General features: G+C 53.0%; 10 protein-coding genes. 7 read left to right on the top strand and 3 right to left on the bottom strand.

Features of this window, described 5'->3' with window-relative positions; translation table 11 throughout:
* Positions 1 to 48: 48 nt before the first annotated feature.
* A complete protein-coding gene (locus QM801_RS15510) occupies positions 49 to 1,230 on the bottom strand; it encodes a S1 family peptidase (protein ID WP_415020114.1) in 1,182 nt (393 codons plus the stop codon).
* 360 nt (positions 1,231 to 1,590) lie between these two features.
* On the opposite strand from QM801_RS15510, the gene QM801_RS15505 reads away from it, so the two are divergent.
* Positions 1,591 to 2,283: an outer membrane protein gene (locus QM801_RS15505; RefSeq protein WP_415020113.1), complete on the top strand. Its 693-nt coding sequence runs from the start codon at positions 1,591 to 1,593 to the stop codon at positions 2,281 to 2,283.
* A 510-nt stretch (positions 2,284 to 2,793) separates the two neighbouring features.
* Positions 2,794 to 3,345 (top strand): hypothetical protein, encoded by a 552-nt coding sequence (locus QM801_RS15500; protein WP_415020112.1) that lies wholly within the window; start codon positions 2,794 to 2,796, stop codon positions 3,343 to 3,345.
* 299 nt (positions 3,346 to 3,644) lie between these two features.
* Here QM801_RS15500 and QM801_RS15495 read toward each other — a convergent pair whose 3' ends face one another.
* A complete protein-coding gene (locus QM801_RS15495) occupies positions 3,645 to 4,535 on the bottom strand; it encodes a LysR family transcriptional regulator (protein WP_415020111.1) in 891 nt (296 codons plus the stop codon).
* Between the two features lie 113 nt (positions 4,536 to 4,648).
* Between QM801_RS15495 and QM801_RS15490 the strand changes: the two genes are divergently transcribed.
* The 5 genes from QM801_RS15490 to QM801_RS15470 all read left to right on the top strand — a co-directional run bounded on the left by QM801_RS15490 (position 4,649) and on the right by QM801_RS15470 (position 12,321).
* Positions 4,649 to 4,891 (top strand): DUF2798 domain-containing protein, encoded by a 243-nt coding sequence (locus tag QM801_RS15490; RefSeq protein ID WP_415020110.1) that lies wholly within the window; start codon positions 4,649 to 4,651, stop codon positions 4,889 to 4,891.
* Complete coding sequence (locus QM801_RS15485) at positions 4,888 to 6,270, top strand: MFS transporter (protein ID WP_415020109.1); 1,383 nt, start codon at positions 4,888 to 4,890, stop codon at positions 6,268 to 6,270. Before QM801_RS15490 ends, QM801_RS15485 begins: the two co-directional genes overlap by 4 nt.
* Before the next feature lie 500 nt (positions 6,271 to 6,770).
* Positions 6,771 to 6,977 (top strand): hypothetical protein, encoded by a 207-nt coding sequence (locus tag QM801_RS15480; RefSeq protein WP_415020108.1) that lies wholly within the window; start codon positions 6,771 to 6,773, stop codon positions 6,975 to 6,977.
* A 1,590-nt stretch (positions 6,978 to 8,567) separates the two neighbouring features.
* A complete protein-coding gene (locus tag QM801_RS15475) occupies positions 8,568 to 9,785 on the top strand; it encodes an AAA family ATPase (RefSeq protein WP_415020107.1) in 1,218 nt (405 codons plus the stop codon).
* Positions 9,775 to 12,321 (top strand): S8 family peptidase, encoded by a 2,547-nt coding sequence (locus QM801_RS15470; RefSeq protein ID WP_415020106.1) that lies wholly within the window; start codon positions 9,775 to 9,777, stop codon positions 12,319 to 12,321. Before QM801_RS15475 ends, QM801_RS15470 begins: the two co-directional genes overlap by 11 nt.
* Before the next feature lie 477 nt (positions 12,322 to 12,798).
* On the opposite strand, the gene QM801_RS15465 is transcribed toward QM801_RS15470, so the two are convergent.
* Positions 12,799 to 13,077, bottom strand: a complete 279-nt coding sequence (locus tag QM801_RS15465) for a hypothetical protein (protein WP_415020105.1) — start codon at positions 13,075 to 13,077, stop codon at positions 12,799 to 12,801.
* Between the last annotated feature and the right edge of the window lie 619 nt (positions 13,078 to 13,696).

The raw sequence follows: 13,696 nt of genomic DNA, 5'->3' as shown, positions 1-13,696 counted from the left end.
TATATCTATCTGGAGGTATTCGTCAGTGGCGGGTCACAAATGCCCCAACTAGAATTTCAGCTTCTGCCATTGGCGCTGAAGAGCCCATTTGTCGGGGAGCAAGCTGGTGGTATGCACTGTTTCTGGCTTGTCCTTGCCCGAGGGGCTCACTGAATGGCACGCAACTCCGATCACGCTCCCATCATCACGAAATATAGGTGAACCGCTTGAGCCTTCGTAGACGAGAACGGAACTCGAAACGCTCAACTCTGTGGGACTTACTGCTTTCAATAATCCTGTAGAGACTACCAGCTTTCCGCCGGTCGTATCCTTGGATTTGTCGGTGAAATATTCGGTGCGTGCGGGGTACCCGGCAGCGTAAAGCCGAGTACCCTCGGTGAAACTTGTGATTGCCAAATCAATGTTTGCAGAGACGGGAGGCAGCAAGGCTATTCTGCTATCAAGTCTAGCAATGTCTGATCGTAATATGTTTACTATCAGCTTATCCTTGATGGTTAGCTTCTCTGGAAATGGGACATTTACGCGGTCGTCTGGATTCAGCACGGAAAATGTGAGCAAGTTATCTCCAGCCAGAGCGGAATTGTAGATCACATGACGATTTTTGTCGTAGATGATCATTGGAGGTGAAAGTTGCTCCACCGGTTTGTTGTTTGCTTTAGATGCCCAAGCCAACCAGTTGTTGAAGCTGTGACGGCACATCCACAGTTGTTTGCCCATGTCAACGAAGCCGGTTGCAACGTTGCCAAAATTCTGAACCGGGCAAAATCTCAGGCCTTGCTGCCTGCACGTCTCGATCGTTAGCGCTCGAAGATTTGGCTGGACTTTTGTCGGCCATGAGCCGGCCAGCAAAGACTTCCGGTTTTTGACCCTGTCAATCTTGCTGACATCGACCATCTCGACTTTCACCAGTTCACTTGCCTCGTGGCCTCCAACAGAGACTATTTGCACAACAGACTGGTTTACGAATCGATTCTCCTTGAAGCTCGTCTCTTGAGGTGCCTTGAAGCCTGTCCATTCCTCTCCATTTGCCAATGGACTATTGAGTGTCACACAGACCAACACTGCGAACAGACGAACCAATAAGGGAACTGGATCTACCAAAGCGAATGCAGCGGCGGTAAACGCCACCATCGCCCGCATGGGGAATAGACAAGCATGCAATCTGGACGAGAACGAAACACCGGTTCGCCCATCAAATAACTGTTCGTTCAAGGAGAGTGTTGTTCCCACGCCAAACCGTTCTCACATCCTGACATCTGGGGCAAGCTGAGGGTTTCAACCACACTCCACCCTCCAACAAGGAGTTCAAAGGGCGAGGCTTGATGCCCTAGCAATAGCCAGCTTGGCGTGTGGAGAACCGGAAGTTGCGTAGTGACGTTCTCGGAGTGGAAGTCGATCAATCACTTGCTACGCCGCCCTATCCAAAAGTGCTTCCAAACTTGCGGTTTCACGAAATCAACCCCGCTGGGGAAATAATCCCCGTTGTTCGGGCGTCACTCTATGCTGAAGTTCACGATCTGGCTTGTTGCCTTCTGCCCTTCGCGATATGTTAACGAGAGACTAACAAAATCGGGTTGGAGAACTAGTACGATGAGAACGGGTATTCTGGCGGCATTTGGGGTCGTCCTTGCTTCGACGTCGGCGTTTTCTGCAGATCTTGCCCAGCCGTCCTATGATTGGTCTGGTGGATACATTGGCCTAAATGGTGGATACGCATTCGGCGATGCCGACTTCGTTGAGGTCAGTGGCAGTTACAATGGCACCGGCACAACCTCTTCCAATAGTGCCGATGGTTTCACCGGCGGTATTCAGGCTGGGTGGAACCAACAGTTTAACTCGATTGTCCTCGGTCTAGAACTCGAAGGAGGCTGGCTGGGCGCGAACGGGTCAGACGTTGGCTTTGGCTCCAGTGACACATTCTCGTCAGTCGATGCTGGGCTATACGGCACTGCCGCCCTACGTGCGGGATTTGCCGTAGACAGAGCTCTTTTCTTCGTAAAGGGGGGAGGAGCGCTTGCGGATATCAATGCCGAAGTCAATGACAGCGACCCAGGCGGTAACATGATCCACGCTTCCGATTCTGGTGCTGAACTCGGCTGGACACTGGGTGGAGGCGTTGAGTTTGCTATTTCTGACACCGTCACAGCCAAGCTTGAATACGCCCATTATCGCTTCAATGACATCTCGGTTTCGGGGGACGGCATCATCGTTCCGGGTACGGTTAAGTGGTCATCTGACGTTGACATCGATACGGTAAAGGTTGGCCTCAACTGGCGGTTTTGAGGCTCACACTTGGACGCTGGACAATAGCCAAAGATCGCTCAGAGCTTCTGCCCGTTAGTAGAATTGTCGAACCTCAACGGGCGCCTTGCATGCAATCGCCGTTTTTGACGTTTGATCCTTTCCGCAAGTTGGGCATATGTCATGGTTTTTGGCCATTCTTGAATGCATCATCCTGCTAGTGCTGGCAAAATTGCTTGGTATTGATAGGGTTGTGGTGCTTATGGAGCAAATCCTGTCCAAACTGACCCGCTTCGCCAAAGAATGAGACACATTCCAGATGCAGCGCGAGGCCGCCGCTGAGATCCTTGATGTCTAGGCCTCTTCCGGCAAGTTGGAACCCCAATACTGACGAGACAATATTTATGAGCCTCCTGGAACGGAGTCTGCGGTCCATAAGACAATCATCCATCGCTCTGCCCTGCACGTGCCGGATACTGTGACTCAGGCGCGGGCAGAGCGGCGTCTGCTCGGCGTCAATTTCTTGATCATCTCTTTTTCATGGAGCCTTTAATGTGGGTGATCTACAACGACGATGAAGCAGCCGCCTTTAAAGATTTAAGTTCAGCCTCCGACAGGGCCGCAGCGATTGTAGCAGCGTCGTTGCTTGAGGACAGGTTGGAGATGGCGCTGCGACTTCGAATGATTGATGACGACAAAGTCGCGGCTGAATTGTTCCGTTCTTCTGGCCCGCTGGGCAGTTTCGCCTCAAAAATTGCTCTTGGATATCTCTTGAAGATGTATAGCGATGCTGCCAGACGCGATCTAGTTTGCATCAAAGATATTAGTAATCAATTTGCTCACCACCTCGACATCCGCGATTTTCAGTCTCAGTCCATAAAGAACAAAACACAGAATTTGAGGTTGGTTGAGAAACACGTTTTTCCTTATGGGACCAACCCAGAAGAAGCCCCAAAGGACGTTGGCATTAAAATGTTCGAACAAAATCTTACGGAACAACTCGCTGACCCCAGACGGCGATACTTGTTGGCTGTTAGCTTTTTCGTTTCAGGTCTAACGCCAATTGGAAGAACATCATCCAATCCACATACGACACCTTTCTGAACTCAAAAAAATTGCAAATACGCAATAGTATCTCAGCAAGAACAGTGCACCGGCATTTAATCTTCCATCTGTCAAGGTGTCACCAAATATAGGCCGGCCAAATGTCAGTTGGAGTTATCAGCCTGTCGGGCATGGTTTAGTCCTATAGCCGCGACATGGCAAAAGTATATTTAGGAAAAAACTCACAATTCTCTTGACTTGTGACCAAATAAGCATTCTGCCACAAGTGCAGATATGTTGGATGGCCACTGACTATGCCCCGCACTGCGGTTTGCCAGGACTCGTGTGAACTCGCGTACCTAGAGCTGCTTACTGCAAGCAGCTTTGACGCAATTTCGCATCCACTGGTGAGCTAAATCGCCGTTCATGCGTGGATGCCACAGCAGGGATACCTGAAATGGCTTCAGTTTGAAGGGCAGCTCCAGGGCTTGCATACCCTTCCTCAATCCCTCAGCGTGACTGGCGGGAACAATGGCCAGCAGATCCGACTCCCGCGCCAGGGCAAGGGCAGATGCAAAGCCGTTTACGACGGCACCCACTTGGCGGTCTAACTTTTCGGTCTGCAGGGCTCTGTCGATGTCGTCCGTCTGCAAGCCGCGCCGTTCAATCAGAACATGGCGACAGTCAGCAAAGCGCTGGAGCGTCATCCCTTTCTTCGCCAGCGGGTGGCCATGGCGGACGACCGCGATCCATCTGTCCTTGAAGAGCGGCAGCACCATCAGTTCGGGAGCCGTGCTCCTCTCCACCACACCTGTTTCAAGGTCGACAGATCCCTGGCGTAGAGGCTCACTGTCCTTATCAAGTTTGGTCAGGAACTGCAGTGTGATGCCGGGTGCCTCCCTGGCAATACGGGCCAGGAGTGCAGGGCCCAATGTCTCGACAAATCCTTCGCTGCAACGAAGGACGAAGCGTCGCGAGATTTTTGATAGATCGAGTTTCTCCGAGGGACGCAAGATAGCGTTTGCGCTCTCAACCACTGCAGCAACTTCCTCCCTCATCCGTGTTGCGCGGGGCGTCAAGACGAGACGGCGGCCAGCGCGGACGAGCAGGGGATCACCGGTCACAACCCTCAACCTTGTGAGGGAACGGCTCATGGCGGAAGTGCTGAGTCCCAGGCGCCGTGCCGCGGCAGTCACACTTTTCTCGGCAAGCAGCACGTTGAGGGTGGTGAGAAGATTCAGATCAGTCATATGCGTCGCGATCCTGACGTGGCGTTCCATGCAACTATTAAATGACTTTGTTGCATCTTCCGCAAGTAACAGCTTGCGCCTAGCTGTGGGGCATCACAATCAAGGAGATTCAAATGTCACCCCGCTTTGCCCCCGTCCTCTTTGGCTTCGTCTTGTCTGCCCTCATGTCATTGATTGTCTCTGGAATTGCGACATTGAAGAATGCCGGTTTTGCCGATGGCTTTCTCGGTCTGTGGATCAGTGCCTGGTTGCCGTCATGGCTCATCGCCTTTCCCACCGTGCTGGTGGTGGCGCCCATGGCCCGCCGCTTTGTCGGCCTTTTCGTGAAGTCGCCAGCTCCGCAGGTGCGGGGATGAGCCGGCCTTTACAGCGCCAGCCCGGTCAGTTGCCGGCAATGGCAGTATTGTCTATGGCGATGTTGTTGCCGTCACTCGGCACCAGTATCGCCAATGTTGCTCTGCCCACGCTCGCTGAACATTTCGGTGTATCTATGGCCGGTGCGCAATGGGTAGTAGTTGCTTATCTGCTCGCGGTCACAAGCTTCATCGTGGCTGCAGGCAGACTGGGGGATCAGTTTGGACGGACGCCAATCCTGACGGCAGGGATTGCACTCTTTGCGTTGGCTTCCGCAGCGGCAGCCTTGTCTCCGAGCCTGCCTTTCCTAATCGCTGCACGCGTCGCTCAGGGCGCAGGGGCAGCGGTCCTGATGTCCCTGACAATCGCAATGGTCAGCGATATGGTGCCACAGGACAAAACTGGCGTTGCAATAGGATGGCTGGGCACCGTGTCTGCGGTGGGCACCGCCCTTGGTCCGACGCTTGGCGGAATGCTTATCTCAAATGCAGGTTGGCAGACGATCTTCGTTCTGCTTGCGGTGCTGGGGGGCATCACATGGCTTCTGCTGCGGATGTTTGCAAGCGCCGCCACACCATCTCGTAAGGTTACTTCCCACGATCCGGTCGGGATGGTGCTGCTAGCAATTTCACTCGCCGCCCTATGTGCTGCGGCAACGATGTGGAACAGAACCGCACCTGCGTCCGCTTTCGCGCTGGCAGGTGGAGGCATGATCGGGCTTGCTGCCTTCGCTGCTTATGAGTTGCGGATTAAGGCACCACTGGTACGGCTGCAAATGGTGAAGCAGGGTCAGGTTGCGTCCGGGCTGCTGGGAATGATGACCGTCTCGGTCGTCGTCATGACGACGTTGGTGGTAGGGCCATTCTATCTCACGCATGAACTGCATTTGAGTCCCTCAAACACTGGCCTGGTGATGTCGGTTGGTCCAGTGGTGGCCGCGTTGACTGGTGTGCCAGCCGGCAAACTAGTCGATGCGGCGGGCTCCGGGCTCATGCAGCTTGGAGGTCTTCTCGCGGCGCTCGGGGGATCAGCGATGATGATGTTCTTGCCGCAACGATTAGGCGTACCAGGCTATGTGGCAAGCCTAGCCGTTATCACTTTGGGATACGCAGTCTTTCAGGCGGCCAACACCACTCGACTGATGCAGGAAGTCGACAAAGGAGACCGTGGTGTGATGTCCGCACTACTTGGACTAGCGCGCAACCTTGGTTTGATCGTCGGTGCTTCCATCATGGGGGCCGTTTATGCCGTGCAGTCTTCGCTTATAATGACTTTTGCTTTGGGTGGCGGGTTGATTGGAGTCTGTGTCGTCGTGACTTTTCTGGGCGATCCCATGGCTAACAGCAACGGCTCCCGATCAAACGCGAAGGAGTCAAATTAGTACTTCCACAAAGCCTCCAGAGAAACTGGCCATTACAACGGTGAAGCCCGGGCTGTGTCCCCAGTGCGTCGCCAGACAAACTTGTCCAACACTCTCTCCCGGGTATGATGATCTGTATTCAGTTGCAGATTGTTATGGCGAGAGATTGGTCAGCTCGCATCTCTGCACTCGTTCAAGATGTCACAGACCTCCTTCGGAACCAAAGTAGTGTCCGTTCGGCAAAAGTCCATTCTATTGGTCTTCAGTCTTTCGCCAATCAGCATCTACTATCTCCGCTACTATGAGGAAATAAGACGCGATTGATACCAAATCGAAGAAGCGGACAAATTCGGCAGAGATGCGGGGTCTGAAGTCAGCTCAGTTGGCCGCGTATTTGAAGCAGACTGGCCGAAAGGCGCGAAAGGGTGGCATGGACCACACTGATCGCGGGACGGATCATAACTTCGAAGAGGTGGTCCAGCGCACTTCTCCCGAGGAGTTTGAAGCTCTCCGGGAAGGCAGTGAAGCGTAGCTACAATCTGCCTCAACTCAATCCCGAACAGTGTGTGGTGTGGGAACTGGCTGCTAGTGTCTACCGCGGAATCCACATGGATGAAGAAAAGGCACGTCTTGAACGCATCCTCAAAGCTGCACTTTCAGCTGAGATGCCGATCGGAGACATGACACATCAGTCTAAAAACATCCAGGACGATGTGCTAAGGATGTAGTCGCAGGAAGCCATCGGCAAAGTCATGATGCACCTTACGCAAATTGCGTTGCCGATTGCAAATCCGTACTCGGATCTAGATCTTGACGCAGATATGAAGATGGTACAGATAAGAGATGGCCGTCAATCGTGGGGATATCTCACTGTGACCTTACAAGAAATCCTAACAACATTGGAACCTCAACACAGAGATCGTGGATGAATTATAAGAGGGGTCAGCGAATATGATGATGAGTTTGATGTCGTCGACCCAAACCGGAATCAAACCGCGGAACTATTGAAAAGTCAGACTTCAATATCTGCACAGGACCTTGTCAGGCTTGCGTCTCCCGATTCTCAGATCATCTGGGCAGAGATTGTGGGACACGACTCTGGAACGAAAGAACGGGTACTGAGGATTAGGGCCATCGATAGCTCATGGTTCGACATCTGCCCTCTAACCTCAAGAGAGGCCAAACAGAATTCCCAGTCTTTCGATGAGGTAGAAGTCCTAGCGTCTCCATTGTGAGGTGTAAGCTTCACATGCACGGTTTGGACGTATAGACGTCGGAGAACTCTTGCCTCGATTGATCCAGAGATTGGTGGCAGAGCAAAACTGACTGAGACTCCAAATACTGCCGGATGATACTTCTGCGGCGGGTCAGAAGCGGTGGTAGTGCTCCAGATCCTCCTCGCGGTTCGGCAGCAACAGACAATAGTCTCTATGCCGATCCTTTCTATCAGCAGGAGTTCCGGCTTCTGTGTGATCGATATGACCCTCTTCATCAGCTAACAAGCGCAGCTTTTGTGACAGTATTCTGATCGCCGCACTGTGCAATGGAACCGGGAGCTGAAAGTAGAGAGAATATAAGACGCTGTGTCCTGACCGTGAGGCAATGGAACCCTAATAGGATATCACGACTCCTCACGGGGACTTCCTTACAGCTTGCGAGGCACTGGCGCCGCTTTGACCAAGTGGTGAAGTTGCAAGCCTAGCAGGTGGGAGGCGTTCCCATGCGGGCAAGGGCCTGGGCGCGGAAAACAGGAATAGTAATAGTGAGCGGGCAGAAACCAACGGCTGCAAAAAGATTGAAATTGAGCAATACGTAGGATTTCGTGCATTTCAGGAGACCGGAACCGGTGTCAGCTATAATGCTGATGGGCCCGACCAATTCTTTATGCCTACTGCTTTTGCACGGTTGATAAGAGAAGTCCTGGCATCAATTGCAAAGTCGGAATTCCTATTCGCGACGAAGTTGAGCTTCAGTCCATTGACCTTAGACCAATCGTGGAAAAACGTTTTGCCAAAACGCGTTCAGAGTTTTCAAAGCGCTGTTTTGTGATCAACTGCATTGTGACCAGAAGGCGAGGTCTGCTGCAAGGCTAAGATAACGACTGGTCTATGCTGGTCTGTGTCTCCCTGAGTCCCCGTGCAGAGCCCTCATGCTTAAGTCACCGCGATGAGGCATCAATGAAGAGCCTTAGGATACTGAGATCATAGAAAATCGAATTCAGGCGATAAAATGCCTATAGCAGCCGATAGGAACGCCAAAATATACTTGAAAAACGGTAAATAGATGGATATATTGCACTCGTTGGCAGATATACCGGTATGGTGATGATGGAACATTTTGCGGTCATTCAGAGCATCATCCGGGCTGGACTCAGCGGTGATAGGGCTGCTTTGGAGAAGCAAGTAGGCAGGCTGCGGGAAAGATTGCAAAAAAAAGGCGCAGAGAACGAGGCGGCGACGCTGACGCGTCTGCTGTCCTCCTCAGAAGAGGTCAGGGAACTGAGCCCAACACGTGTCGAGGTATCGCGTGTAGCATTCTCTGGTGAGAAGCTTGTTCCAGATGTGCATTTGCCGGTGGACCGGGAGACTGGCGCGCGTTTGTGCAGCGTAGAGTTCTGGACCAAGATCTCTCATCCTCCTGTGCTGACTTCTACTGTGAAAGAAGCGGTCGAAGGGTTGATATCGGAGTGGGAGAGATCTGCATCCCTACAAGCAGTGGGTGTGGAGCCCACACGCTCTCTGTTGATCTATGGCCCACCTGGGTCTGGCAAGACAGTGACTGCAGGATATATCTCCCAGCGTCTTGGGTTGCCATTGGTGGTGGCGCGTATTGATGGATTGATTTCATCGTTTCTGGGAACCACCGCAAGGAACATTGCCAACCTGTTTGATTTCTGCAACCGCTACGCCTGCGTTCTACTGCTAGATGAGTTTGACGCGTTGGCCAAGCTTCGCGATGACCCTCAGGAAATGGGTGAAATCAAGCGGGTTGTGAACACATTGTTGCAAAACCTGGACAGGCGCCGAGGCTTTGGCATCACCATAGCCATCACAAATCACGATCGCCTACTGGACCCCGCTGTGTGGCGCCGCTTTGAGACACAAGTGCACATGGATGAGCCAGATATGGATGCACGCCAGCAACTGGTGTCCCGCTTTTTGGCGCCCATTCCAGCCTCCAGTGCCACATTGAAGATTTTTGCGTATGTGTTGGCGCAGCGCTCAGGTGCAGATGTTGAGCGCATCTGTATGGCAGTGAAACGCACAGTAGCGTTGAGCAACTCTTCCCAGGATGCTCCCGGAATGTTCCGGGCCTTGAGCACTGTCTTGGCTCGTGACCCCTCTGGTGGCAATGCAGCAGCACAGGTGCTTGCGCAGGATCCTGAGGCTTTTGTCAGTTTGGTAGCCAATGATTTGACGCTGGCGATGAGGCAGAGCGACATTGGGGACGCTACGGGATATGGCCAGTCCCGCGTGAGTGAGCTGAAGAAGGCAAAGAGACACGTGCTGTTGTTGGAGCATCAACATGCCCAATAACCCAGTCCAAATCATCCTGAATGACAGGGATTTTCATCAGGCCCCTGAACCAGGAAAACCCCCACGTAACAAGGATTTCTTCCACAATGCCGACAGGGCGTTTGCTGAACACAGACAGTCCTTGCTGTCAGCAGTTGATGCCATCATTGAAGAAGTGTCAATGAGCTCTTACGGTCCTGCTACTTATCTCAAAGTGCAAATGCGGACAGAGGCGCTGGCCAAGTCTTACAGGCCTGTGCACTGTCTTTTCAAAAAAGATCAATTTCCTTGCGTTGGCGCTGATGCTGTTGGGACACTCTATTTCAGGGCACCCCTGATCTATCTGCAAGCCCTGAGAAGGAGGATAGAGGCCGCGGAACATACGGTCGCAACCAAGTATCGTAGGGGTGACGGACAGCCTTATCTGGCTCCCAGCGCTGCACGTGCAGAAGTTGGCGCCATTGAAACCATTGAAATTGCTCCACCTGAGCGGAAGCGGACATTTTCCGCGTCAGCTGCAGTGGCTTCCTTCGATAATCCGAGGGTAGTTTCTGGCTATCAGATCGAACTATTTGAGACACCAGATGATAGGGTCATTTCTGATGATACGCTTGGACGGATTGCTTTGAAGCGAAGTCTGGACGAGCTTCTCCTTTCATTTGGGCAAGGTGCGCGGAGTTACGTCACATCCTCTGTGGGCAGGACCCCCGTCTTTGAGCTCCAGCTCACGTCAGACACGCGACCTGCACTGATCGAGAACCTGTCCCATTCGGCCCGTACAGATGTCTCTCCAGTGGAGGAGCCATCCCCCATTGATCGCAGTGTGGAGCGCCACGAGGCGGTTTTGAGTGCACTGCAAAAGCATCCCCTTGTGAGGGCAATCCTGCCTCCTGTCCTGCTGCACATAACGGATGACGAGCCTGTATCTCTTTCTGGAGTGGCTCTCGCATCCTCTCCACAACCTGTGACGATTCCGCAGCCACTACAGGATGGTGCTTATCCCATTGTTGGGGTCATTGATTCAGGTGTCTCTGGGGTGCTTGACGATTGGGTGATTGGCCGTTTCGACTACCTCAGTCATGGAGAATATGACGCCAATCACGGTACGAAAGTGGCTGGGCTGGTGGCTGTCCCTCAGCTGGTCAATAATGCCAAAGTGACGCCAGAGACCAATGGTTGTTGGATCTATGACGTGCCACTTTTTCCAGTGGGGCACTTCCACGCCAAATACGCAAAAGGGTTTTCCGATTTTTTGGAAGAAGTGGAACAGGCTGTTTTTGAGGGGCGGCAGCTTCACAATGTGCGCATCTTCAACCTTTCCATCAATGCTGACTCAGACGTCGAACGGTACCGCTACAGCATCTATGCCTCACGCCTGGACCAAATTGCAGATACCTATGGGGTCATCTTTGTAAACTCTGCTGGAAACCTGCTGCCCTCCGCGATGCGGACGCCCTGGCCGGCGCGTCCACTGGACGTGGTGCGCTATTTTGCGGCGCGGACCAGTGCGGACACTATTCAGAAGCCCGCTGAAAGTGTGAGGTCCATTTCTGTTGGCGCGCTCAATCCTCCCCATACGTCTCAGCTGGCAGATGTGCCCACAGTCTACACCAAACGTGGTCCTGGCCTGCAAGTGGGTGTCAAACCTGACGTCGCCACTTATGGTGGGGCAGGTGTCACTTCTCCTGCAGCCCCTACAGGCCTAGCCTCCATAGACACATCTGGAACGCCATTGCAGGTGTGTGGGACCAGCTATGCTGCGCCTCTGGTGGCACGGACCCTGGCTGGACTTGATGCAGAAACTGCTGGCGGGCTGAGCACTGAAGCTTTGCGTGCCCTGCTGTTGCACAACACGCGCATGCCTGAACCTCTGACCAAGAGAGGGCTTAAGGAGTTGGCCAGGCAATTTTGCGGCTACGGTCAACCTGTGTCTGTTGCTGAGATGCTGGAGACAGATGATCACCAGGTCACGCTGCTGTTCCAGAGCCGCCTGAGTATCGGTGAACGAAAGCCTGTTATCCTGCGTTTTCCATTCACCTGGCCACAAAGCTTGACGGATGGTTTGTCACGATGCTCTGGGCGGGCTAAGATGACACTGGTCTACGCGCCACCTCTTGACCCTGCGTTTGGTGCTGAATTTGTGCGCGTCAATTTGGAGGCCTCTTTGAGGCAAAGGGAGGATGATCCCTCAGCGCCTGGCAGGACACGGTATATCAACCAGATTTCAGCGAGATATCTGCCAGACTCTGCTGCGCTGGCCATCCCAGAGAGGGCGCTCATCGATCACGGGCTCAAGTGGTGGCCAGCAAAGCAATATGAGTCCACATTTGCTCAAAAGGGAGCGTCTTCCGAATGGCGTTTGGAGGTGACCAGTCTGGTGAGGGCAGAAGCCACCTTCCCAGCAGAGGGGGTACCTTTTGCTGTGGTGCTGACCATTGAGGATCCCTCTGGGGCCAAGCAGATTTTTCCAGAGTTCAGGCAGCAGCTGCAATCAAGCAGGGCCCAGGCTCAGGATATCAGGGCGGTTGCACGTGTGCGGGCGCGTGGAGGGCAATAAGTTCAGTCCAGTGAGTTCAGTGTAGGCGTAGAACAGCAGGGGTTTTGAATGCCGCTGGAGCGGGGCAGCCTGCTTTTCAGGACCATGCGTGAGCCAGAATCTCTGATTGTTTGAGCATTGAGGGGTAGCCTGCACAGGATCAGACATGTGAGACTAGTGTTCATTCACCACATGTTGCGCACAATAGGAATTTCCAGCCAGGGCACACTCAATCCCTGATCACAGGCAGCAGTTCTAGAGATAGACTGCACCACAATGCAGAGACACTCAGCCAGCTGTGCCATGCAAGAAGCCCATTTGTGGAGAGACGTCTCTTTTCAGAAACGGCCCGCATAATTCGTGAGATGAACATCCAACGCTTTGAGGAATGTCATCCCTCAAGATTGTATCTACGGTGGCTCCTTGACTGAAGCACAGACGCCAGTTCTCAAACAAGAAAGCCGCCAACGCGGGCGGCTTTCGAGGCTTGCGTTATACTCAGGCTGATTGTTTCATTTTAGACCTAATAAGTCCGGCAATAACCTGGAGCACAATGCCACCCACGCCAGAAGCAGCCACGTTTCCGATATCAAATCCTGCAGAAGAGGCTGCACCCAACAGGATAGGCAACAACTGGCCTGCACCTACGCCACCCACAGCGCCAGTAATGGCGTTCAACAGGGTTCCCATGTCGGTGGTCTTGACGGCCGCACCACCGACTGTACCTCCTACGCCACCAGCAACAATCTGTAAGATAAGGGGAAGAAGTGTTTCCATCGTACTGCTCCAGTCTCAGTAACCCCCCATCCCGTTGATAGGGGATTCGATGATTCTACCACTGATTGACGGGAGTTCCAAAGACCCTCTGAATGAGGTGCGTGTCCTCTCGACCGGCCATGGGCAGGATAAATTCATTTCCGCGTCCGTGTGGATCAACTAGAAAATCTGCGCAGTTTGAAAAAGAGACTGATGCTTGTGGACCCTTACCTCTGGAGATCAATCATTTCCCCTGCTGCGCGCACTATGAGAGCGGGTGCGAAAAATTCCTGCGAGAAGTTGAAGGGCTAAACCTCCAAAACAGGCTGCAATGATGCTTCCCATAAAGACGTTGCCCATGGCTAGTAAGAGTGGAAGCAACTGTCCAATGAGAAGCTCGCCGACCGCCCCAGAGATTGTATTGCCCAGGTTGCTGATGTCTAATCTGGGTATGAGCACAGCGTTCAGTGACCCCCCGAATATTCCCGCAATTATGTGAAACGATAGGGTAGAAGCGTTTCCATTGTAACACCCATTCGAGTGGCTCAACATGGAAGTTATCATGAGGAGACTTAAAAACTACTGAGTGGTGAAGTCGCATTCACCTGTCATCAGGAGCCAGGCCAGCAACAAGGGAAAA

It is taken from the genome of Aestuariivirga sp., from assembly GCF_047600585.1.
Lineage (GTDB): Bacteria > Pseudomonadota > Alphaproteobacteria > Rhizobiales > Aestuariivirgaceae > Aestuariivirga.
This window is presented reverse-complemented; position numbering and strand designations above follow the sequence as displayed.